This is a genomic window from Amycolatopsis nivea, assembly GCF_004522235.1.
Classification (GTDB): domain Bacteria; phylum Actinomycetota; class Actinomycetes; order Mycobacteriales; family Pseudonocardiaceae; genus Amycolatopsis; species Amycolatopsis nivea.
Genome location: NZ_SDLT01000003.1, coordinates 141,045 through 162,834, shown reverse-complemented (window position 1 = coordinate 162,834; position 21,790 = coordinate 141,045). Strand labels below are relative to the sequence as shown.

The window sequence follows — 21,790 nt, the reverse complement described above, 5'->3', positions numbered from 1 at the left end:
GCTGCAGCATTGGCCTCCCAGTGGCGAATCCGACGGGACACGAATCTGGTCCGGCGAGATCGGAGTAGCCGCGAATCGGCGAAACTCGCGATCGACCGAACATCCGGAGACCCGAGAATCCCGCCAAACGCGAGGCGGCCGATCGCGACCCGTGCACGGAATCGCTCGATAAGGTGGCATTCCTGACCATGTGTCGCCAAGAAGGGCGTGATGGAGATGCGGGTGCTCGTCTCGGTCGACATGGAGGGAATCGCCGGAGAGGTCCACGGCGAAGAGGTCATTCCCGGGCACAGCGAATACGAACGCAACCGCAAGCTGCTCACCGCGGAGGCCAACGCAGCCGTCCGCGGCGTATTCGCGTATGACGCAGCCACGCACGTCCAGGTCACCGAGGCGCACGCGAGCTTCCGGAACCTTCTGCCCGAACTGCTGGACCGACGCGCCGAATTGCTCCGCGGCACACCCAAGCCTGGCGGGATGATGGCGGGATTGGCCGAGAATACGGACGCGGTCCTGTTCATCGGCTACCACGGCAAGGCCGGCACACCCCGCTCGGTCATGGCGCACACCATCTCCGGCGGGACCATCGCGGACGTCCGTTGCAATGGCCGTTCGTTGGGCGAAATCGGTCTGAACACCGCGCTCGCGGCGCACTACGGCACGCCGCCGGTGCTGGCCAGCGGCGATGACACCGTGGCGGCTGAGGCGGCCGAAGTCGCCCCGGGCATCCGCTCCGTGGTGGTCAAACGCGCGCTGGGGGCGGGCGCGGCCGCGATGCTGCATCCCGACGAAGCGTGCGACCAAACCGAGCACGCGGTACCCGAAGCGCTGGCCGGCCGGGAGGACGTCCGACCGCTGCGCTTCGACGGCCCGGTCGACCTGGAAGTCCAGGTGCACCGGCCCCGGATGACCGAACACGCACTGCTGGTGCCGGGTATGGAACTCGCCGACGGCCGTACCCTCCGCTACCGGGCACCGGACTTCCCGACGGCCTACCAGGTCATCGAACTCATCGCGACGCTCGGAGCCGTCTGATCCGGACTGCCAGCCCCGACCGCACGGCCGCGCTCGAACCTCTGACCTGGGCAATCACACCGCTAACCACAGATTCGCCACTAAACGGCAACAGCCGCCCCCAAGCAGCGAGGCCGGTTTCCCGGTCACAAAGGGTCGCGAAAACCTACGACTCCGGCAACTCGAACTCGCCGTCCCGGACCCCGCGCGTGAACGCGTCCCATTCCGAAGGCGTGAACACGAGCACCGCACCGTCCGGGTCGGACGGCTGCCGGATGGCCACGTAGGTCACCCCGTCCGAGTGCGGGACGAACGCGTACTCCGCGCAATGCTCCAGGGTCACGCCCGCAGGTTCGGCGCGGATCCAGGTGACGCCGGTGAGGTCGAGTTCGTGCCGGATGTGCGCCTTGTCGTCGGTCGGGCGGCTCATCGGCACAGCGTATCCGCCATTCAGCGGCAACGCCTTGGAACGAAAAGAGGCCCCTGCCGTCCGGCGAACGGACGGAAGGGGCCTCCTGCCAAGAAAAACCGTCAGGCGGTCTCGGTGATCGGCCGGTCCACCCACGACATGAGGTCGCGGAGCTTCTTGCCGGTCTTCTCGATCGGGTGCTGGTTGCCCTGCTCCTCGAGCTTCGTGAAGTTCGGCCGGCCGGCCTCGTCCTCGGCGACCCACTCGCGGGCGAAGGTGCCGTCCTGGATCTCGCCCAGGATCTTCTTCATCTCCTCCTTGACGGCCGGCGAGATGACGCGCGGGCCGCGGGTGAGGTCGCCGTACTCGGCGGTGTCGGAGATGGAGTAGCGCTGGCGCGCGATGCCGCCCTCGTACATGAGGTCGACGATCAGCTTCAGCTCGTGCAGCACCTCGAAGTACGCGATCTCCGGGGCGTAGCCCGCCTCGGTGAGCACCTCGAAACCGGTCTGCACCAGCGCGGACGCGCCGCCGCACAGCACCGCCTGCTCGCCGAAGAGGTCGGTCTCGGTCTCCTCGGTGAAGGTCGTCTTGATGACGCCGGCCCGCGCGCCACCGATCGCCGCGGCGTAGGAGAGCGCGAGCGCCTGGGCGTTGCCCGAAGCGTCCTGCTCGACCGCGATCAGGCAGGGCACGCCCTTGCCGTCCACGAACTGGCGGCGGACCAGGTGGCCCGGGCCCTTCGGGGCGACCATCGCGACGTCGACGTTCGCCGGCGGCTTGATCAGCTCGTACCGGATGTTGAAGCCGTGGCCGAAGAAGAGCGCGTCGCCGTCCTTGAGGTTCGGCGCGATGTGCTCTTCGTAGATGAAGCGCTGCTTCGTGTCCGGCGCGAGGATCATGATCACGTCGGCCTCGGCGGCCGCCTCGGCGACCGACAGCACGCGCAGGCCCTGCTCCTCGGCCTTCGCCCGGGACTTGGACCCCTCCTGAAGGCCGATCCGGACGTCGACGCCCGAGTCGCGCAGGCTGAGCGAGTGCGCGTGGCCCTGGCTGCCGTAGCCGATCACGGCGACCTTGCGACCCTGGATGATCGACAGGTCGGCGTCGTCGTCGTAGAAGATTTCCACTGCCATGGGGGGTACTACTTCCTTCCGTACTTACACGAAATCTGAGGTTCAGCGGGGAGAAGCGGCGGTGATCGAGCGGGCCCCGCGGCCCACCGCGACCATGCCGGACTGGACGAGTTCGCGGATGCCGTACGGCTCCAGCATCCGCAGCAGCGCGCCGATCTTGTCCGACGTCCCGGTCGCCTCGACGGTGAGCGCCTCCGGCGAGACGTCCACCACCTTGGCGCGGAAGAGCTGGACGGTCTCGAGGACCTGGCTGCGCACGGTGGCGTCGGCCCTGACCTTCACGAGCAGCAGTTCGCGCTGCACCGCGCTGCCAGTTTCCAGCTCGACGATCTTGATCACGTTCACCAGCTTGTTGAGCTGCTTGGTCACCTGTTCGAGCGGTAGCTCCTCAACGGCGACCACGATCGTCATCCGGGACACCTCGGGGTTCTCCGTGGGCCCGACAGCAAGGGACTCGATGTTGAAGCCGCGGCGGGAGAACAGTCCCGAGACCCGGGCGAGCACACCGGGCTTGTTCTCGACCAGCACGCTCAGCGTGTGGACAGTCATGCTTGTTCTCCCTCCGCGGCCGCGGCCTCGGCGGCTTCCTGCGAAACCTCGTCGTCGTCGAACAGCGGCCGGATGCCGCGGACGGCCATGATCTCGTCGTTCCCGGTGCCCGCGGCGACCATCGGCCACACCTGGGCATCCTTCCCCACGACGAAATCGATCACGACGGGGCGGTCGTTGATTTCCATCGCGCGCCGGATCGTCGCGTCGACGTCTTCCTTGGCCTCGCAGCGCAGGCCCGCGCAGCCGAGCGCCTCGGCCAGCAGCGTGAAGTCCGGGATGCGGTGCTTGTGCGTGCCGAGGTCGGTGTTGGAGTACCGCTCGGAGTAGAACAGGTTCTGCCACTGGCGGACCATGCCGAGGTTGCCGTTGTTGATCACGGCGACCTTGATCGGCGCGCCCTCGATGGCGCACGTGGCGAGTTCCTGGTTGGTCATCTGGAAGCAGCCGTCGCCGTCGATCGCCCACACCTGCGTGTCCGGGAGGCCGAACTGCGCGCCCATCGCGGCCGGGACGGCGAAGCCCATGGTGCCGAGGCCGCCGGAGTTGATCCAGGTGCGCGGCTTCTCGTACTTCACGAACTGCGCGGCCCACATCTGGTGCTGCCCGACGCCCGCGGCGTACACCGCGTCCGGGCCGACCAGCTCGCCGATCCGCTCGATGACGTACTGCGGGGACAGCGAACCGTCGTCGGGCCATTCGTAGCCAGCCGGGTAGTCCTCGCGCCACGAGTCGACCTGCGTCCACCAGTCGCTCAGGTCGGGACGGGCGCGGTCGAACTCGGTCTTCACCGCTTCGATCAGCTCGCCGATGATCTCCTTGCAGTCGCCGACGATCGGCACGTCCGCCTTGCGGTTCTTGGAGATCTCGGCCGGGTCGATGTCCGCGTGGACGATCTTCGCGTCCGGCGCGAACGAAGACAGCTGGCCGGTGACCCGGTCGTCGAACCGGGCGCCGAGCGCGACCAGCAGGTCAGCGCGCTGCATCGAAGCGACCGCGGCGACGGACCCGTGCATGCCGGGCATGCCGACGTGCTGGCGGTGCGAGTCCGGGAACGCGCCGCGCGCCATCAGCGTGGTGGCGACCGGGATGCCGGTCAGCTCGGCGAGTTCGCGCAGCTGCTCGGACGCCTCGGCCTTGATCACGCCGCCGCCGACGTACAGCACCGGCCGCTTGGCCTGTGCGATCAGCTTCGCGGCCTCGCGGACCTGCTTGCCGTGCGGACGCAGCGTCGGGCGGTAGCCGGGCAGCCGCAGTTCGGGCGGCCAGGAGAACGAGGTCATCTCCTGCAGCACGTCCTTGGGGATGTCCACCAGCACCGGGCCCGGCCGTCCGGTCGCGGCCAGGTGGAACGCCTCGGCGATCGCCCGCGGGATCTCCGCCGGGTCGGTGACGAGGAAGTTGTGCTTGGTGATCGGCATGGTGATGCCGCAGATGTCGGCTTCCTGGAACGCGTCGGTGCCGATCAGGGCGCGCGACTGCTGCCCGGTGATGGCGACGACCGGAACCGAGTCCATGTTGGCGTCGGCCAGCGGAGTGACGAGGTTCGTGGCTCCCGGACCCGAGGTGGCCATGCAGACGCCGACCTTGCCGGTCGCCTGGGCGTACCCGGTGGCGGCGTGCCCGGCGCCCTGCTCGTGGCGGACGAGGACGTGCCGGACCTTCGTCGAGTCGAGCAACGGGTCGTAGGCGGGAAGGATGGTGCCACCCGGAATGCCGAACACGACCTCCGCGCCGACCGCCTCGAGCGAGCGGACAAGCGACTGCGCGCCGGTGACGCGCACCGGCGTACCCGCCGGCGGGGCGGGCTTCGGACGTGCTCCTGGGACACCGGGCGCGGTCGGCCCGGGCTTCGCGTCGCTGCGCGACGTGGCACTGGTCATCGGTTCTGCCTCGTGGGTTCTCGGTGTCACTCGTTCGGGTTGTCTGGGCCGTACTTCCGGTCGGGGAACCGGTTTCACGCAACAAAAAACCCTCGCCGACCGTAAGGTCGCACGAGGGTCGCGCGTCGACGCAGAGGACTCTTCCTAAGCGTCGGCGCGCTGGGGAAGTACGAGACCGGTCTGCGTAATCACGGCCCCGACGTTAGTCGCGCGCCTGGGCGAGTGTCAACTCTACGGGACAGCGGTTCCGCATCGTGGACGGCCAGTACTGCTCCCGCGCGACCCGGACGCAGGTCACTCCCGGCGTCGGTGCACCATTCCTGCGTGGCCAAGAAACAGCAGGACCAGCGTGCGGACGAGGGCCGGAAGGCCGTGTTCCGGATCCCGACCACGGCGTATCTCGCGATCGGTCTGCTGACCGTCTGTGTGACACCGATCGCACTGGGCGAGATCGGCGGATTCCAGTGGCTGTACGTCTTCCCGCTCGCGCTGCTCGTGTTCGTCGCGCGCACGCGCACCGTCGCGACCCGCGAAGGGCTGCACATCCGGACCGTCTTCGGCAAGCGCGACCTGCCGTGGTCGTCGCTCAAGGGCCTGGCGATCACGAACAAGGCCCGCGTGCGCGCGGTCCTCGGCGACGACACGCAGGTCAGTCTTCCCACGGTGCGGACGCGGCACCTTCCGGTACTGGCGCTGGTGAGCGAGGGCAAGATCCAGGACCCGTCCGGCGTGCTGAGCGACGAGGAACTCACCGGTCGCAAACCGGCCGCCGCCGAGACCGCGCCGGATGCTGCTGAGGAACCCGCTGCAGAACCCGCGCCGGAGCCCTCTCCCGAGCCCTCCCCCGGGCCCGCTGAACCGGAGCCTTCCGCCGACGCGGAGCGGACCGGCGGCGGCAGCGGCAAACCCGCCGAGTAGAATTGGTAGGACCAGTTTGCGGAGCCGTAGTTCCCCTCCGCCTGGTTCAGCCTTCTGACCTGGGAGAATGCCGTGCCGCACCTCCGTTCCCGGACCACCACCCACGGTCGCAACGCGGCGGGCGCACGCTCGCTCTGGCGTGCGACCGGAATGACCGACAGCGATTTCGGCAAGCCGATCGTCGCGATCGCCAACTCCTACACCCAGTTCGTGCCCGGCCACGTGCACCTCAAGGACCTCGGCGAGATCGTCGCCGAGGCGGTCGCCGAAGCAGGCGGCATCGCGCGCGAGTTCCACACGATCGCGGTCGACGACGGCATCGCGATGGGTCACTCGGGCATGCTCTACTCGCTGCCCTCGCGCGAGATCATCGCCGACTCGGTGGAGTACATGGTCAACGCGCACCAGGCCGACGCGCTGGTATGCATCTCCAACTGCGACAAGATCACGCCGGGCATGCTCAACGCCGCGATGCGGCTCAACATCCCGACCGTGTTCGTCTCCGGCGGTCCGATGGAAGCCGGCAAAGCAGTGGTCGTCGAAGGCGTCGCGCACGCCCCGACCGACCTGATCACCACCATCGCGGCCTCCGCGAACTCGGCGGTCGACGAGGCCGGTCTGTCCGAGGTCGAGCGCTCCGCCTGTCCGACCTGCGGTTCGTGCTCCGGCATGTTCACCGCGAACTCGATGAACTGCCTCACCGAAGCGCTGGGCTTGTCGTTGCCGGGCAACGGTTCCACGCTCGCGACGCACGCGGCTCGCCGCGAGCTGTTCTCCAACGCCGGACGCACGGTGGTCGAGCTGTGCAAGCGCTGGTACGGCTCCGATGACGAGTCCGCGCTGCCGCGTTCGATCGCCACGAAGGAGGCGTTCGAGAACGCGATGGCGCTCGATATGGCCATGGGCGGGTCGACGAACACCGTGCTGCACATCCTCGCCGCCGCGCAGGAGGGCGAGGTCGACTTCACGATCAGCGACATCGACGCCATCGGACGGCGGGTGCCGTGCCTGTCGAAGGTCGCGCCGAACTCCGACTACCACATGGAAGACGTCCACCGGGCCGGCGGAATCCCCGCGATCCTGGGCGAGCTGTACCGCGGCGGCCTGTTGAACACCGGCGTGCACGCGGTCCACGCGCCGGACATCGCGACGTGGCTGAACGAGTGGGACATCCGCGCCGAGTCTCCGTCGGAGAAGGCGTTGGAACTGTTCCACGCTGCCCCCGGCGGGGTCCGGACCACGCAGGCGTTCTCGACGGAAAACCGCTGGTCGTCGTTGGACACCGACGCCGCTGGCGGCTGCATCCGCGACGTCGAACACGCCTACACGAAGGACGGCGGCCTCGCGATCCTGCGCGGCAACCTGGCCGAGAACGGCGCCGTGATCAAGTCCGCGGGCATCGACGAGGAGCTGTGGCACTTCCAGGGCCCGGCGCGGGTGCTGGAGAGCCAGGAGGAAGCCGTGTCGGCGATCCTCAAGAAGGAGATCCAGCCGGGCGAAGTGCTGGTCATCCGCTACGAGGGCCCGGCGGGCGGTCCCGGCATGCAGGAAATGCTGCACCCGACGGCGTTCCTCAAGGGATCCGGCCTCGGCAAGAAATGCGCCCTGATCACCGACGGCCGCTTCTCCGGCGGTTCCTCGGGCATCTCGGTCGGGCACATCTCGCCGGAAGCTGCCGCGGGCGGACTGATCGGCCTGGTGGAGAACGGCGACCAGATCGTCCTGGACGTCCACGAGCGCCGGCTCGAGCTGCTGGTCGAGCCGGAAGTTCTGGCCGAACGGCGGGCGAAGATGGAGGCTTCGGAGCGTCCGTGGCAGCCGAAGGACCGGGAACGCCCGATCACCTCGGCGCTGCGGGCCTACGCCCGGATGGCCACGTCGGCCGACACCGGCGCGGTCCGGGACCCGAACCGCTGATCCTGCTGTTTGCTTTGCCGGAAGGGGCCCGCGCGTGGTGCGCGGGCCCCTTTTCCGTATCTCGGCCAGTCGGCTTCCACCGCCGCAATCCCGATTTGCGCCGCCGACGTTCCCCGGCCGACACAATTCGCCGCTGAACGGCCAACGGCCACCGCGGCTAGCCCGAGTCCCCCGGCCCGCCCCCATTCGCCACTCAACGGCGACTGCTCCCTGACCAGCCCAAGCCACCCTGGGTCAACGCGAATCGCCACTCAACGGCGAGCAGTCGCTCCGGCCTGCCCGAGTCGCCAGGCCGCAACATTCGCCGCCAAACGGCGAACACTCGCTCTCGCCAGCCCAAGGCCCGCCGAGCGGCACGATTCGCCACTCAACGGCCACGGATCGCCCACCCGCGCCAACCTCCGGCCGCGGCACCCACATCTGCAGCCGCCACCCACGAGCCAGTCCAGCGAGCCTCGGATTGCGGCCCCGACCAGGCATTCGCCACTAAACGGCAACGCCTGAACGGTCTGGTCAACGACCCGAGCCCACCAACCCCACCGTTGCGTCCTCCGCGCAGTCAGCGACGCAGTCTCCGGCCCGGTCAGCGAGTCAGGACAATGACCACCACAGACGCAGCCGCCGCCAGCAGCAACGAGATGAACCCAAGCGGCAACGGCCGTTTCCGCCACGGCGTGTTCCGCTCCAGCGAGATGGTGCCCGCGCCGGTGAAGATCAGCGTCAGCGCGCACAGGCCCAGGAGCAGCTCGTACTCCCAGCCCTGACCGGCGCCCTCGAAGAAGCCGCCGTGGAACTTCGCGTAGACGATGTTCGCGGCCACACCCAGCAGCCCCGCCGCGGCGAGCGGGGTGAAGAGGCCGACGATCAGCAGCGCACTGCCCGCGACCTCGGTGATGCCGGTGATCCAGGACAGCAGCGTCGTCTGTTTGTGGTACCCGAACATCTCGAGCACGTGCGCGAACCCGCCGACGCCCGGTCCGCCGAAAGCGCCGAACAGATGCTGCAGGCCGTGCGCACCCATGATCACGCCGAGCCCCAGGCGCAGGACGAGCAGGCCGAAGCCGAGACCGCCCTGCCGCGGTTCGTCGTAGTCGTTGCCGGCAGAGTCCTCGACACCGGACAGCACGCTGGTCTGGTAGTCGTCCCCTTGAGTGGTCACGCGGCGAAGATTAGGGGATTCAGCCGTGGCCCGCGAGCGAGCACGCCGAGGTCAGGGGCTCTTTCAGGGTTCACCCTGAGTGCCATGCCGTCATCCGGGAAATGATCAGTATTCGCCGCGCACGAGATTGCCAGGTAGCTCTCCGCCAGCGTACCGGGCGATTTCCGCGGCAGCCACCAAATAAGCGCGCCGCCGGACGCCCCGTACTGCTCCGGCGACGTGCGGCGTCAGCACGAAACCGGGTGCCGTCCACAGTGGATGGCCGTCCGGCAATGGCTCGGGATCGGTCACGTCGAGCGCGGCGCGAAGCCTTCCTGCCACTAGCTCCGCCGCGAGCGCGTCGGTAACCACAACCGGCCCTTGAGCAGCATTGACCAGCACCGCGCCGTCCCGCATCGCCGCGAGGAAATCAGCGTCGACCATGCCCCGCGTCCGCGACGTGAGGGGGACCATCATGACCACCACATCGTGGTGCGGCAGCAGTTCCGGTAACTCATCGACACCGTGCACGCCCTCACGCGCCGACATCCCGACCATCGTGCAGCGAACGTCGAACGGCTCCAACCGCCGCCGCAACTGCCGCCCGACGTCTCCCGCCCCGACGATCAGCACGCGCTGGCCCTGCAACGTGTCGGACGGCAACTGCTCCCAGCGCCCAGCCCGCTGCGCCGCCGCGTAAACGTCCAGGTTCCGATACATCGACAACAGGACGCCGACGACCCACTCCGCCAAGCTGCCGCCATGCGCGCCGCGGCAGGTGGACAACAGCACGCCGTCCGGGACGCGGCCGACCCAGTCTTCCGCGCCGGCGGTCAGGAGCTGGACCAGCTTGAGGTTCGGCAGATCGCTCCAGATGTCGTCGCCCGCCGAATCCATGGCCGGGACGAGCACCTCGGCTTTCGCAGCCTCCGGCGGCAACGGGCGGCCCCATTCGTAGCGCACCGCGTGGACGAGGGGGATTTCGGACAGCACGGCGACGCCCTCGTCGTCCGGGACCAGCACGGTGACTGTCATGATCACCACGGTAACCACTTACCAGTGGCTCACGCCGCGCCACCTAGGCTGGGGCATCATGCGTACCCGGTTCCGGTGGTCGGCGCCGCTGGCCCTCCTCGCCTGCGGCGGCCTCGTGCTTTCCGGCTGCGCCCGGTTCGACGACACCGCCGCCGGCCAGACGTTCACCCCCGCGCCGGTGCCGAGCCCGGAATCGCCGCCCCACGTCCAGGAGCACGGCGACGGCCCCGGCAGCGGTCCCCGAAACGGCCCCGCGCAAGCGCCGCCCTCGCCGGTTCCGCCTCCGCAGGGCTGCAAGGACTTCGACAAGGCCGTCATCGCCACCTGCCTGGACACAGTCGCCGCCGTCGCCGGGCTTCCCGGCGAAGGATCCGCGCCCGCCGCTCTCGCCGGTGAACGGAGAACCGGCCGGGTGATGCTGGCCAGCTCCGGACATGACGCGACGTCGTTCGCGCAACTGGACGTCCAGGCCGACGGCGACGGAGGGCTCACCAGCCTGGCGCTGTCGCCGAGTTATGTCGAGGATCAGCTGGTCTTCGCGTACGTCACCACGGCGTCGGACAACCGAGTCGTGCGCTTCGCCAAGGGCCAGGCCCCGAAGCCGGTACTGACCGGAATCCCGAAGGGCCCGACCGGCAACCGCGGCGCGCTGGCCAGCGACGGAAGCGGCGCACTGCTCGTCGCGACCGGCGACGCTGGCAACCCAGCCGCAGCTGCGGACCCGAATTCCCTGGCAGGCAAGGTCCTGCGCATCGACGTGTCAGGGAAGCCGGCCACCGGCAATCCCGCGTCCGGGTCGGCCGTCTATGCCGCCGGCCTGCACTCCCCCGGCGGCATCTGCCGTTCGTCCGACGGGAAGCGCACGTGGGTGACCGATCACCCGGCCAACGGCCCGGACGCCGTGTACCGCCTCCAGCCCGGCCAGCCCCTCAGCACACCCGCGTGGACCTGGCAGGACAAGCCCACTCTCGGCGGCTGCGTCGATTTCGTCGACGCGAACGGCATCCTCGGCATCGCGTCGTCCACGGGTATGCAGAACTTGCCGGTCAACAAAGACGGGGCGGTCACCGGCAAGCCGACGGTCACCCTCGACGGCAAAAGCAAGGCCGCCACGACGTACGGCCGGCTCTCCGCCATGAGCATGATCAACCCTCAGCTGGCCGTCGCCGGAACCGTCAACAAGGACGGCGGCAAACCGGTCTCCAGCGACGACCGCGTGGTCCTGATCGTGATGAGCGACACGGGCGGCGGTCCCGGCAAGGACTGACGCCGGGCGCGTCGGGCAGATCCTTTCCCGGGCTCAATGGCCAGCCGACCTGCGGTTAGCCATTTAGTGGCGACACCTGACCTGATCACGCGACATTCTGTTTCCACTCGAGCCGCCCGCTTGCCGTGGCCCGCTGCGCGCAGCCGACGTGAAGTCCGGTCGGAGTCGCCACTCGGCGGCGAATCCACCAACCCGCGTCCCGGCTGAGCATGCGTCGCCGCTCAACGCCCCATCCGCTAAGCGTCGACTCCCGATCCGAGCACCCGTCGCCAGCCAGCGGCGAATCCCCCGAAGCCAGCCCACGAGAACTCAACCCCGTCGCCGCTGAGCGGCGAATCTGCCAGAAGCCCAGCCAGGACCGACCCGCGTTGCCGTTCAGCGGCGACGACGGGAAGCCCGGCTCTCCGCCCGAGCCGCCCGGATGTCCACGATCGCCACCACGACCGACCCGACCGCGAACGCCATCCCGAGATACCGTCCGACCCCGCCCGAGATCGACACGCCCGCAGCGTCCAGGAACGCCCGTTGATCGCTGTCGAACACCCAGTCCAGCGTCGTCCAGCCGATCACCATCAGCAAAACCGTCGCCAAGCCGCCCACCAGCCACAACTGCGGCAGCCCGCTCACTCGTGCCTTCGTGACCTGCCCGAACAGGACCACCGCGAGGCCGACCACGGCCAGCAGCAACGGCGGCCCCCACGAGAAAAGATCCGAATTCCACGCCGTGCGCACGACGTCGCTGTGCGGCAACGTCTTAAACGCCTCGCGGACATCGGGCGTCGCGGTGTCCGCCGACAACACAGTCCAGGGCAGGGCTGTCGACCCGGCCGCGAGCAGCCCGGCCGCCAGGCCGAGCCACTCGCGCCAGGTGACGCGTCGAAGCGAAAAAGCCACTCAGGAACCGACGCGCTCGATGATCAGCTCGCGCACCCGCTTGGCGTCGGCCTGGCCCTTGGTCGCCTTCATGACCGCGCCGACGATCGCGCCTGCCGCGGCGACCTTGCCGCCGCGGATCTTGTCGGCGATGTCCGGCTGCGCGGCCAGAGCTTCGTCGACCGCGGTGAGCAGCGCCGAATCGTCGGAAACGACCTTCAGGCCGCGCTTCTCGACGACCTCGCGCGGCGAACCCTCGCCCGCGAGAACGCCCTGCACGACCTCCTTGGCGAGCTTGTTCGTCAGCTCCCCGGAGGACACGAGCCCGATCACCTCGGCGACCTGCGCCGGCGTGATCGCCAGTTCGGCAAGCTCGACCTCGCGCGTGTTCGCTTCCTGCGCCAGCGTGTTGACCCACCAGCCGCGCGCCTCGTCCGGCGTCGCACCTGCTTCGACCGTCGCCGCGACGAGGTCCACAGCACCGACGTTCAGCAGGTCGCGCAGCGCCTCGTCGGAGAGCTTCCACTCTTCCTGGATCCGCTTGCGCCGCTCCCAGGGCATCTCCGGCAGCGTCGCACGCAGTTCCTCGACCCACTCGCGCGACGGCGCGATCGGCACGAGGTCGGGCTCCGGGAAGTACCGGTAGTCCTCCGCGGTTTCCTTGGCGCGCCCGGACGACGTGGTGCCGTCGGCCTCCTGGAAGTGCCGCGTCTCCTGCCGGATCGACCCGCCTTCGGCGAGAATCGCCGCCTGGCGCGTCATCTCGTACCGCACCGCGCGTTCGACACTGCGCAGCGAGTTGACGTTCTTCGTCTCGGTGCGCGTGCCGAATTCCGTCGCGTCCTTGGCCATCAGCGACACGTTCGCGTCGCAGCGCAGCGAGCCCTGGTCCATGCGGACGTCGGACACGTCGAGCGCCCGCAGCAGGTCGCGCAGCGCGGTGACGTACGCGCGCGCCACCTCGGGCGCCCGCTCGCCGGTGCCGGTGATCGGCTTGGTGACGATCTCGATCAGCGGCACGCCGGCGCGGTTGTAGTCGAGCAGCGAGTGCTCGGCGCCGTGGATCCGGCCGGTCGCGCCGCCGATGTGCAGCGACTTGCCGGTGTCCTCCTCCATGTGCGCGCGCTCGATCTCGACGCGCACGACCTCGCCGTCGTCCAGCGTCACGTCGAGGTAGCCGTCGAACGCGATCGGCTCGTCGTACTGCGACGTCTGGAAGTTCTTCGGCATGTCCGGGTAGAAGTAGTTCTTCCGGGCGAACCGGCACCACTCCGCGATCTCGCAGTTGAGCGCGAGACCGATCCGGATCGCGCCCTCGACCGCCTTGCCGTTCACGGCAGGCAGCGAACCGGGCAGGCCGAGACAGGTCGGGCACGTCTTGGTGTTCGGCTCGCCGCCGAACTCGTTGACGCAGCCGCAGAACATCTTCGTGTTCGTGCTGAGCTCAACGTGGACCTCGAGCCCGAGTACGGGGTCGAACCGCTCGATGACCTCGGCGTAGTCCATCAACTCGGCCACGGCAGTCACTTCGTTCCTCCCAGCTCCGGAGCCTGGTGCACGAGCGAGCCGCCGGCAGCGGCGTCGCGCGCGGCCTCGTACGCGGCGCCGACGCGGTACAGCCGGTCGTCGGCGAGCGCCGGGGCCATGATCTGCAGGCCGACCGGCAGCCCGTCCTCGTCGGACAGTCCGCTCGGGACGCTCATGGCGGCGTTGCCCGCGAGGTTCGACGGGATGGTGCACAGGTCGGCGAGGTACATCGCCATCGGGTCGTCCACGCGCTCGCCGAGCTTGAACGCCGTGGTCGGCGTCGTCGGCGACACGAGCACGTCGACCTTCTCGAAGGCCTGCGTGAAGTCGCGCGTGATGAGCGTGCGCACCTTCTGCGCGGAGCCGTAGTACGCGTCGTAGTAGCCCGACGAAAGCGCGTACGTGCCGAGCATGATGCGACGCTTCACTTCAGCGCCGAAGCCCTTCTCGCGGGTCAGCGACATCACTTCTTCGGCGCTGTGTTCGCCGTCGTCCGAAACGCGCAGGCCGTACCGCATCGCGTCGAAGCGCGCGAGGTTCGACGACGCTTCGCTCGGCGCGATCAGGTAGTACGCAGGCAGCGCGTACGTGAAGTGCGGGCACGACACCTCCACCACTTCGGCGCCGAGAGCGCGAAGCTGCTCCACGGCAGCCTGGAACGAGCGCAGCACGCCTGCCTGGTAGCCGTCGCCGCCGAACTCCTTCACAACGCCGACGCGTACGCCGGACAGGTCGCCCTTCGCGCCTTCGCGCGCCGCGGCGACAACCGGCGGCACCGGTGCGTTGATGGACGTCGAGTCCATCGGGTCGTAGCCAGCGATCGCTTCGTGCAGCAGCGCGGCGTCAAGCACCGTACGCGCGCACGGCCCGGCCTGGTCGAGCGAAGACGAGAACGCCACGAGGCCGTAGCGCGACACTCCGCCATACGTCGGCTTCACGCCCACAGTGCCGGTGACAGCGCCGGGCTGGCGGATCGAGCCGCCGGTGTCCGTACCGATCGCGAGAGCCGCCTCGAACGCCGAAATCGCCGCAGAGGAGCCACCGCCCGAACCACCCGGGATGCGCGCGTGGTCCCACGGGTTGTGCGTCGGGCCGTACGCCGAGTTCTCCGTGGAGGAGCCCATCGCAAACTCGTCCATGTTCGTCTTGCCGAGGATCACGACGCCCGCTTCGCGCAGCTTGCGCGTGACGGTCGCGTCGTACGGCGGCAGCCATCCCTCGAGCGTGCGGGACCCGCAGGTCGTCGGGACGCCCTTAGTGGTCAGCACGTCCTTCAGCGCCAGCGGGACGCCCGCCAGCGGCGACGCCGGCTGCTCTCCCGCGGCCAGCTGCTCGTCGACGGCCTTGGCCGCGCCGAGCGCGCCTTCCGTGTCGACGTGCAGGAACGCGTGCACGTGGTCGTCCACCGCGGCGATCCGGTCCAGGTGCGCCTGCGCGACCTCGACGGCGGACACCTCGCGCGAGTGGATCTTCGCCGCCAGTTCGGCGGCGGTCAGCTTGACGAGTTCGCTCACTGTTCTTCTCCCAGGATCCGCGGCACCCGGAACCGGCCGTCCTCGGCGGCCGGCGCGGCGGCCAGCGCGTCCTGCTGCTCGAGACTGGGCCGGACGGTGTCCTCGCGGAAGACGTTCGTCAGCGGCACGGCGTGCGAGGTCGGCGGGACGTCTTCCTCGGCGACTTCGCTGACCTTCGCGACCGAGTCCAGGATCTGATCGAGCTGGCCGGCGAAAACGTCCAGCTCGTCGTCGGTCACGGCCAGCCTGGCCAGCCTCGCGAGGTGTGCGACCTCGTCTCGGGAAATGTTGGGCACGCGGGTGACTCCCGGGGTGTGCTGTGCGGGTGCTCTCGGAAGCTGCAAGTCTATGGTGACGGCGTCGGACGGTTCGACCGGGTTATCGGGCCGCGGGCGCCGGGCAGGGCGTCCCGCTTGCCGGACAGCGGGCCCCCGCGGGTACCCGGTCTGTCACAATCGGCGCCCGGCAAGCGCGTCCCACGACAGGGCTGGGACGCCTGAGGCGAGAGGGGCGCGTGGTGTCGTTCCTGATCCGGGTCCAGCTACCGGACTCCCCCGGCACCCTCGGCGCGGTCGCGACCGCGCTCGGCACGGTCGGGGCCGACATCCTGAGCGTGGACGTGGTGGAACGCGGCGGCGGCCTCGCGATCGACGACCTGGTGGTCGAACTCCCGTCGGGCAGGCTCCCGGACGCGCTGATCACCGCGGCCGAGAGCGTGGAAGGCGTCGAGGTCGACGCGGTGCGGCCGTACGCGGGCATCCTCGACACCCATCGCGAGCTCGAACTGGTCGAGGAGATCGCCGCACAGCCGAAGGCCGGGCTGGATTTGCTCGCCGAAGGTGTGCCGAAGATCATCCGCGCCGGGTGGGCGGTGATCGTCGAGCACGCGGAATCGGGACCTCGCCGCTTGGCTTCGTCGAGCGCGGCGCCAGAGAACCCGTTCACGGACTTGCCGTGGCTGCCGCTGGAACGTGCGACCGTCTTGGACGGCGAGGATTCGTGGGTCCCGGAGACGTGGAAGGAGCTCGGCACCGAACTGGCCGCCACTCCGCTGGGCAAGCCGGGGAAGGCGATGCTCGTCGCGCGACCGGGCGGGCCCAACTTCCGTGCTGCGGAGGTCGCCCGGCTGGCGCACTTCGCCGGGATCGTCGCGGTGGTCCTGGACGGGTGACCCGAGATTTGGGTCAGGTGTCCTGAAGGTGGTGGCCGAGCGGAGCGTCTGGCGGATCTTGGTTGCCGATAATCGGCGAATCGGCCGGTAAAAGGTCGTAGCCAGCACAAATTCGAGCCCGACTCGGCCCCTCGTCGCACTGTAGTTCAGCCGCCGTCGGCCGTCCTCAAGTGCAGACAATCTCCCTCATGAAGGTGAAACGCCTACCGACTCCCCTGGCTGCGGCGATCAGCACTTGTCGGCATAGAGGGTGACGACTGTGCCAGCGGAAACCACGGTCCCGGGCTTGGGATCCTGCCCGGTCTGGCACCAGTTCCGGTCGATGATCATCATCCGTTTCTTCCCGGACGAATCGACCTCGCGCAGGTTGTACAGCCCAGCCGCCTGCATGGCGTCCTGCGCGTCCTGATGATTCATCCCGGACACGTCAGGGACTTTGATCGTCGCCGGCTGCGCAGTGCTGACCGGTGCGCTCACGGTTGCCGTCGCGGACTGGGTCGCCGTCGCGGTCACAGTCTCGCTCGTGACTGTCGTCGTCGAGGTGCCACCAGGTTGTGGTGCCGCGTTGCACGCAACAGCAAGAAACGCGGCAACGCCAACGACCGGTACTGCGGCTTGAACGAATTTCGCCATGCTCACGCTTCCTCGGTACGAGTCGGTACTTCACGCGTGACAGCTTGAGTCGAAGCCAGACATCCAGACGTTACAACCCGTACCCAGTCGAAGCTCGCCAAACAGACGCGCCGACGCACAGCCGTCCGCCAGCGACAGCCTCGACCACTTCCGCCCGACCGACGCCCACCGCCAGGTCCGCCAAAGCGCTCACCAGTACCCGACGGAAGCCCAGGTGGGGTTCGCCAAACCGTCGCCACTCAACGGCGAAAACCGGCGGCGAACCCCGTCCAACGCTTTCGCCAAAAACCGGCAAAAGTCCCTGACCAGCGAGAACGAGCGGTCAGAAGCCGTATTCGTAGGCGATCAGGTTGACCCCCGGATGCGGATGCCAGTCCCGCGCGGGCAAGCGCCGGAACCCAAGCCGCTCGTAGAGCCGGTGCGCCTTCCGCATCACGTCGAGGCTGCTCAGCACGACCCGGTCGACGCCGAGTTCCCGGCCACGGGTCAGCACCGCCTGGGTGAGCGCCTCCCCGACCCCTCGCCCGCGCGCCGCCTCCGCGACCGCCAGCATGCGGAACTCCAGCTCACCCGGCTGGGAAATCTCGGACAGCTTGCTCCCGGGCTGAACGATCGCGACCGAGCCCAAGACCTCTCCGTCCGGATCTACCGCGACCAGCAGCTCGGCGTGCTCCGCTCGCCCCGACACGTCACGGAGTTTCGCCTCGTACGCCGCGTCCGTGTCGAAGAATCCCTCGATCCGGTAAGCCTCGACGGTCACCTCGCCGAGCGCCTCAAACTCCTCCGGCCGCGCCGGACGGATCTCCACCTCACTCATCGCCGCCCTCAGCTTCCTCGTCCGAACCGGTGTCGAGCGCCAGTTCCGCAGCCGCCTCCGGGCCGCGCTCCAGCAACGCGCGGAACCCGTTCTCGTCCAGCACCGGCACCTTCAACTGCACAGCCTTGTCGTACTTCGCCCCCGGAGCTTCGCCCACCACAACGAACGCCGTCTTCTTCGACACCGATCCCGCAGCTTTGCCGCCGCGCGCCATGATGACTTCCTTCGCTTCGTCACGGGAAAACCCGTCCAGCGAACCGGTCACCACGATCGACAGGCCCTCGAGATTCCGCGGGATGGACTCGTCGCGCTCTTCCTCCATCCGAACCCCGGCCCGTCGCCATTTTTCGACGATTTCCCGGTGCCAGTCGACCTCGAACCATTCCTGCACGGCGTGCGCGATGGTCGGGCCGACGCCGTCGACGTCCGCGAGTTCCTCCTCGCTCGCGTCCTCGATCCGTTGCAACGAACCGAATTCGCGCGCGAGCGCCTGCGCCGCGGTCGGCCCGACATGCCGGATCGACAGCGCGACGATCACTTTCCACAGCGGACGGTCCTTCGCCGAATCGAGGTTCGCCAGAAGCTTCCGCGCGTTCGCCGACAGGTCGCCTGCCTTGGTGCGGAACAACTCCACCTCGGCGAGCGCCTCCTCGGTGAGGTCGAATACGTCGCCCTCGTCAGCGACCACCCTGGCGTCGAGCAGCGCAACCGCCGCCTCGTACCCGAGCACCTCGATGTCGAACGCACCGCGACCGGCGAGATGGAACAGCCGTTCCCGCAGCTGCGCAGGACAGAACCGGGTGTTCGGGCACCGGATGTCCTTGTCGCCTTCCTTTTGATAGGCGAGTTCCGTGCCGCATTCCGGGCATTCGGTGGGCATGACGAATTCGCGCTCGTCGCCGGTCCGCGCGTCGACGACGGGACCGAGCACCTCGGGAATCACGTCGCCGGCCTTGCGGATCACGATCCGGTCGCCGATCAGCACGCCCTTGCGCTTGACCTCTTCTTGGTTGTGCAGCGTCGCCCGCGCGACCGTCGAGCCCGCGACCTTCACAGGCTCGGTTACGGCGAACGGGGTGACCCGCCCTGTGCGCCCGACGCCGACCTGGATGTCGAGCAACGTCGTGATCGCCTCTTCCGGCGGATACTTGTACGCGATCGCCCACCGCGGCGCACGCGACGTGGTGCCGAGCCGGCGCTGCAAAGCGACCTGATCGACCTTGATCACCACGCCGTCGATCTCGTGCTCGGCGTCGTGCCGATGTTCACCCCAATAGGCGATGTGATCGGTGAGCTCCTTGCCGGTCCGCAGCACTCGCGTGTGCGGCGACACCGGCAACCCCCACGCCGCCAACGCGTCGTAAGCATGCGACTGCGTCACCGGCTCGAAACCATCGCGCTTGCCGAGACCGTGGCAGATCAGCCGTAGCCGGCGCTCCCTGGTGATTTTCGGGTCCTTCTGCCGCAGCGACCCGGCAGCGGTGTTGCGCGGATTCGCGTACGGCAACTTGCCCGCCTCGACCATCTTCGCGTTCAGCTCAAGGAAGTCCTCGACGCGGAAGTAGACCTCGCCGCGCACCTCGACGAGCTTCGGCACTGGGAACTCGTCGGTGCCGGTGAGCTGGTCCGGTACCTGGTCGAGGGTGCGGATGTTGAGCGTGACGTCCTCGCCCGTACGCCCGTCGCCGCGGGTAAGGCCCCTGGTGAGCTTGCCGTTTTCGTAGAGCAGGTTGATGGCGAGCCCGTCGATCTTCAGCTCGGCCAAGTACTCCGTGGACCCGATTTCCTTCTCGACCCGTTCGACCCAGGTGAGGAACTCCTCGGTGTCGAACACGTTGTCCAGGCTCAGCATGCGCTCGAGGTGGTCGTGCGCGACGAACTCGGTGGAGAACGTGCCGCCGACGTTCTGGGTCGGCGAATCCGGCGTGACCAGCGCCGGGTACTCGTCCTCGATCTCCTGGAGATCGCTGAGGAGCGCGTCGAACTGGCCGTCGGAGACGATCGGCGAATCCAGCACGTAGTACCGGAACTGATGGCCGCGGATCTCCTCGGCGAGCGCGCCGTGCCGCTCGCGCACGTCGGCCGGTACGTCGGTCACGTCCTGGGCGGCCTCCACGGCCGCCTGGTCTTGGGGAAGGTCGGTGCTGCTCACAGGTGGTGAGCCTAGCCGGAGGCACCGACACTTTCGTCCGGTCGCTCCGTCAGTCCGCGGACCAGCTCCCGGAACTCCAGCAGATCGATCGTGCCCTCCGGCACCGCCTCGGCGGTCTCGACCCGGCGGAGCCTCTCGGCGGCCAGACGCTCGCCTAACGTCGCGTCGAGCGGCAGGAACGTCATCGTGGTGCGGGCAGCCTCGTCCAGCTCCGCGAACGCCGGATGATGGACTGCGACGTCGACCACGCCATCGTCCACCTGCGCGACAACCCGGACATCGGCCAGCGAGATCCGATGCTCGCCCAGGTTCACCGTCACCTCTGTCGGGTCCGGGACCGGAGGCACCGAATCGTGGTACTCCCAGATCGCGTCGTCCGGCGGTCCAGCCGCTTTCCACGCGTCGGTGTACGGGCGCAGCTCCGGGTCTTCCTGCCCGCTCACGACCAACGCGTAGATGGCGGTCCGGCCGCGTTCGAGCGAGAAGTGCAGCCGCGGGTGCAGCGCCTCGACCAGCACGCACAGATCGTGCTCGACCCGATGCGGCTCGCCTTCGCCCAGCGCAGCACTGACTTCGGGCAGGAGGTCGTACCACCCTTCCCAGAACGCAGCCGCCGCGGCGACGGCGTCAGACGGCACCTGCTGCTCAGGCCATGGCGTACGGGGATCTGGCGGCGCGGCCTCGGTGTCGGCTTCCGAGCGGCGACGACGGAACAAGCGCATGATTCGAAATTCCCCCGGTTGCTTCTCTTCGCCAGCCACGGTACGCGTCACGGCAGCGGCGCGTCCGCGAAATCACCAGTTCTCGGGTGGCTCCACGAACCCTTTGCCCAGGTCGCTACTAAGAGCGAGCGCGCGGCGCATCCACTCGTTCGTGGCACCGGCCAGCCCACACGCCGGCGTCGGAACCGCACGCTCGGCCAGGATTGAACGGTTGAACCCCAGCCGGTCCACGAGCTTGAGCGCCGGCGAAGCGAGGTCCTTCAGGCCGGGAGCCGTCACCGGGTCCGTAGCCGGTACGAGGCCCAAGAAGAACGAGATACCGCTGTCCCAAGCCTCGCCAATCTCGTCCAGGAGCTCGGCGGACGCCCCGGCAAGCAGGCTGACGTCCAACGCGATGGCCCCGGCACCCGCGGCACGGAGGAGCGCGATCGGCGGCCGCGGAGCGCAGCAGTGGACGATGACTGGCTGCCCAGTCAACGCGCCGATCCGTTCGATCGTCGTCGCAAGCAGCTCCCGAACCTCAGGCTCAGGCACCGCCGGCACGTTGCCGTAACCCGACGGAGTCGACAGTTTTCCGGCAAGAACAGCAGGCAACGACGGCTCGTCGAGCTGCACGACCACCGGTGCATCAGTCCTCGCGGTCAGCTCCGCGACATGCTGGGCAAGCCCGTCGAGGAGTGACGCGGTGAAGTCCCGCAACGCCCCGCGGTCAGTGAGCACCCGGTGTCCGCGGGCAAGCTCGATCCCCGCGCCGAGCGTCCACGGCCCAGCGATCTGGGTCTTGAGAACGGCCGGCGCGCCAGCGTTCTCGCGGGCAGCTTGGACGGCGTCGAGGTCCCACTGGAGCAGGTCACGCCCGCGACGATGCTCGTGACCGGGCCGCCCGGCCACGCGGTAACCGCTGGGCACAACCTCGATCGCCAGGTCGACGAGCAACGCCGCGGTCCGGCCGACCAGGTCGGCACCGACGCCACGAGCCGGCAATTCGGGCACATACGGGAAGCCGGGAAGCTCTCCGAACACCACGGCAGCGGCCTCGACGGGATCGGTCCCCGGCATAGACCCGATTCCCGTTGCCGCGCCCGCGGGCCAAGGTCGTTCAGTCACAGGCCGGA

The 21,790-nt window shown here is 68.8% G+C and carries 20 protein-coding genes; 5 read left to right on the top strand and 15 right to left on the bottom strand.

Annotation, left to right across the window (positions count from 1 at the left end):
- Positions 1-210: 210 nt before the first annotated feature.
- On the top strand, positions 211-1,035 hold the full coding sequence (locus tag EIZ44_RS04780; RefSeq protein WP_205673049.1) for a M55 family metallopeptidase: 825 nt from the start codon (positions 211-213) through the stop codon (positions 1,033-1,035).
- A gap of 145 nt (positions 1,036-1,180) precedes the next feature.
- Here EIZ44_RS04780 and EIZ44_RS04775 read toward each other — a convergent pair whose 3' ends face one another.
- The 4 genes from EIZ44_RS04775 to EIZ44_RS04760 form a co-directional block, all read right to left on the bottom strand.
- Positions 1,181-1,444: a DUF397 domain-containing protein gene (locus EIZ44_RS04775; protein ID WP_134727824.1), complete on the bottom strand. Its 264-nt coding sequence runs from the start codon at positions 1,442-1,444 to the stop codon at positions 1,181-1,183.
- Positions 1,445-1,545: 101 nt separating this feature from the next.
- Positions 1,546-2,559, bottom strand: a complete 1,014-nt coding sequence (ilvC, locus tag EIZ44_RS04770; RefSeq protein ID WP_037811773.1) for a ketol-acid reductoisomerase — start codon at positions 2,557-2,559, stop codon at positions 1,546-1,548.
- Positions 2,560-2,601: 42 nt separating this feature from the next.
- Positions 2,602-3,108: an acetolactate synthase small subunit gene (ilvN, locus tag EIZ44_RS04765; protein ID WP_037811774.1), complete on the bottom strand. Its 507-nt coding sequence runs from the start codon at positions 3,106-3,108 to the stop codon at positions 2,602-2,604.
- The gene (locus EIZ44_RS04760; RefSeq protein WP_037811776.1) at positions 3,105-4,991 is read right to left on the bottom strand and encodes an acetolactate synthase large subunit; all 1,887 of its coding nucleotides are present in this window, start codon (positions 4,989-4,991) and stop codon (positions 3,105-3,107) included. The genes ilvN and EIZ44_RS04760 overlap by 4 nt, the downstream gene beginning before the upstream one ends.
- A gap of 324 nt (positions 4,992-5,315) precedes the next feature.
- On the opposite strand from EIZ44_RS04760, the gene EIZ44_RS04755 reads away from it, so the two are divergent.
- Both EIZ44_RS04755 and ilvD read left to right on the top strand, forming a co-directional pair.
- Positions 5,316-5,909, top strand: coding sequence for a PH domain-containing protein (locus tag EIZ44_RS04755; protein WP_205673048.1), 594 nt, complete (start codon positions 5,316-5,318; stop codon positions 5,907-5,909).
- Between the two features lie 72 nt (positions 5,910-5,981).
- Positions 5,982-7,826 carry a dihydroxy-acid dehydratase gene (gene ilvD, locus EIZ44_RS04750; protein ID WP_134665597.1) on the top strand — a complete coding sequence of 615 codons (1,845 nt, stop codon included), beginning with the start codon at positions 5,982-5,984 and terminating at the stop codon, positions 7,824-7,826.
- A 583-nt stretch (positions 7,827-8,409) separates the two neighbouring features.
- Here the strand turns inward: ilvD and EIZ44_RS04745 are convergent.
- Together EIZ44_RS04745 and EIZ44_RS04740 are read right to left on the bottom strand one after the other, a co-directional pair.
- The gene (locus EIZ44_RS04745; RefSeq protein ID WP_134665599.1) at positions 8,410-8,985 is read right to left on the bottom strand and encodes a DoxX family membrane protein; all 576 of its coding nucleotides are present in this window, start codon (positions 8,983-8,985) and stop codon (positions 8,410-8,412) included.
- 105 nt (positions 8,986-9,090) lie between these two features.
- Entirely contained in the window at positions 9,091-9,999 is a 909-nt protein-coding gene (locus EIZ44_RS04740) for a 2-hydroxyacid dehydrogenase (protein ID WP_043827837.1), read from the bottom strand.
- A gap of 58 nt (positions 10,000-10,057) precedes the next feature.
- On the opposite strand from EIZ44_RS04740, the gene EIZ44_RS04735 reads away from it, so the two are divergent.
- Entirely contained in the window at positions 10,058-11,266 is a 1,209-nt protein-coding gene (locus EIZ44_RS04735) for a PQQ-dependent sugar dehydrogenase (protein ID WP_134727909.1), read from the top strand.
- A gap of 375 nt (positions 11,267-11,641) precedes the next feature.
- Here EIZ44_RS04735 and EIZ44_RS04730 read toward each other — a convergent pair whose 3' ends face one another.
- Genes EIZ44_RS04730 through gatC form a run of 4 tightly spaced genes read right to left on the bottom strand, consistent with a single transcriptional unit; the run spans position 11,642 to position 15,476 of the window.
- On the bottom strand, positions 11,642-12,160 hold the full coding sequence (locus tag EIZ44_RS04730; RefSeq protein ID WP_037811783.1) for a hypothetical protein: 519 nt from the start codon (positions 12,158-12,160) through the stop codon (positions 11,642-11,644).
- Positions 12,161-13,666 (bottom strand): Asp-tRNA(Asn)/Glu-tRNA(Gln) amidotransferase subunit GatB, encoded by a 1,506-nt coding sequence (gene gatB / locus EIZ44_RS04725; RefSeq protein ID WP_037811785.1) that lies wholly within the window; start codon positions 13,664-13,666, stop codon positions 12,161-12,163.
- A complete protein-coding gene (gatA, locus tag EIZ44_RS04720) occupies positions 13,663-15,180 on the bottom strand; it encodes an Asp-tRNA(Asn)/Glu-tRNA(Gln) amidotransferase subunit GatA (protein ID WP_037811788.1) in 1,518 nt (505 codons plus the stop codon). Before gatA ends, gatB begins: the two co-directional genes overlap by 4 nt.
- Entirely contained in the window at positions 15,177-15,476 is a 300-nt protein-coding gene (gene gatC / locus EIZ44_RS04715; protein WP_037811790.1) for an Asp-tRNA(Asn)/Glu-tRNA(Gln) amidotransferase subunit GatC, read from the bottom strand. The genes gatA and gatC overlap by 4 nt, the downstream gene beginning before the upstream one ends.
- A 221-nt stretch (positions 15,477-15,697) precedes the next feature.
- Between gatC and EIZ44_RS04710 the strand changes: the two genes are divergently transcribed.
- A complete protein-coding gene (locus EIZ44_RS04710; RefSeq protein ID WP_037716711.1) occupies positions 15,698-16,351 on the top strand; it encodes an ACT domain-containing protein in 654 nt (217 codons plus the stop codon).
- A 228-nt stretch (positions 16,352-16,579) separates the two neighbouring features.
- On the opposite strand, the gene EIZ44_RS04705 is transcribed toward EIZ44_RS04710, so the two are convergent.
- The 5 genes from EIZ44_RS04705 to EIZ44_RS04685 all read right to left on the bottom strand — a co-directional run bounded on the left by EIZ44_RS04705 (position 16,580) and on the right by EIZ44_RS04685 (position 21,782).
- Entirely contained in the window at positions 16,580-16,984 is a 405-nt protein-coding gene (locus EIZ44_RS04705; protein ID WP_037811792.1) for a PASTA domain-containing protein, read from the bottom strand.
- Positions 16,985-17,306: 322 nt separating this feature from the next.
- Positions 17,307-17,801, bottom strand: coding sequence for a GNAT family N-acetyltransferase (locus EIZ44_RS04700; RefSeq protein ID WP_037811794.1), 495 nt, complete (start codon positions 17,799-17,801; stop codon positions 17,307-17,309).
- Complete coding sequence (ligA, locus tag EIZ44_RS04695) at positions 17,794-19,953, bottom strand: NAD-dependent DNA ligase LigA (RefSeq protein WP_134727822.1); 2,160 nt, start codon at positions 19,951-19,953, stop codon at positions 17,794-17,796. Before ligA ends, EIZ44_RS04700 begins: the two co-directional genes overlap by 8 nt.
- An 11-nt stretch (positions 19,954-19,964) precedes the next feature.
- Positions 19,965-20,675 (bottom strand): hypothetical protein, encoded by a 711-nt coding sequence (locus tag EIZ44_RS04690; RefSeq protein ID WP_037811798.1) that lies wholly within the window; start codon positions 20,673-20,675, stop codon positions 19,965-19,967.
- Between the two features lie 72 nt (positions 20,676-20,747).
- Positions 20,748-21,782, bottom strand: coding sequence for a uroporphyrinogen decarboxylase/cobalamine-independent methonine synthase family protein (locus tag EIZ44_RS04685; protein ID WP_037811800.1), 1,035 nt, complete (start codon positions 21,780-21,782; stop codon positions 20,748-20,750).
- Between the last annotated feature and the right edge of the window lie 8 nt (positions 21,783-21,790).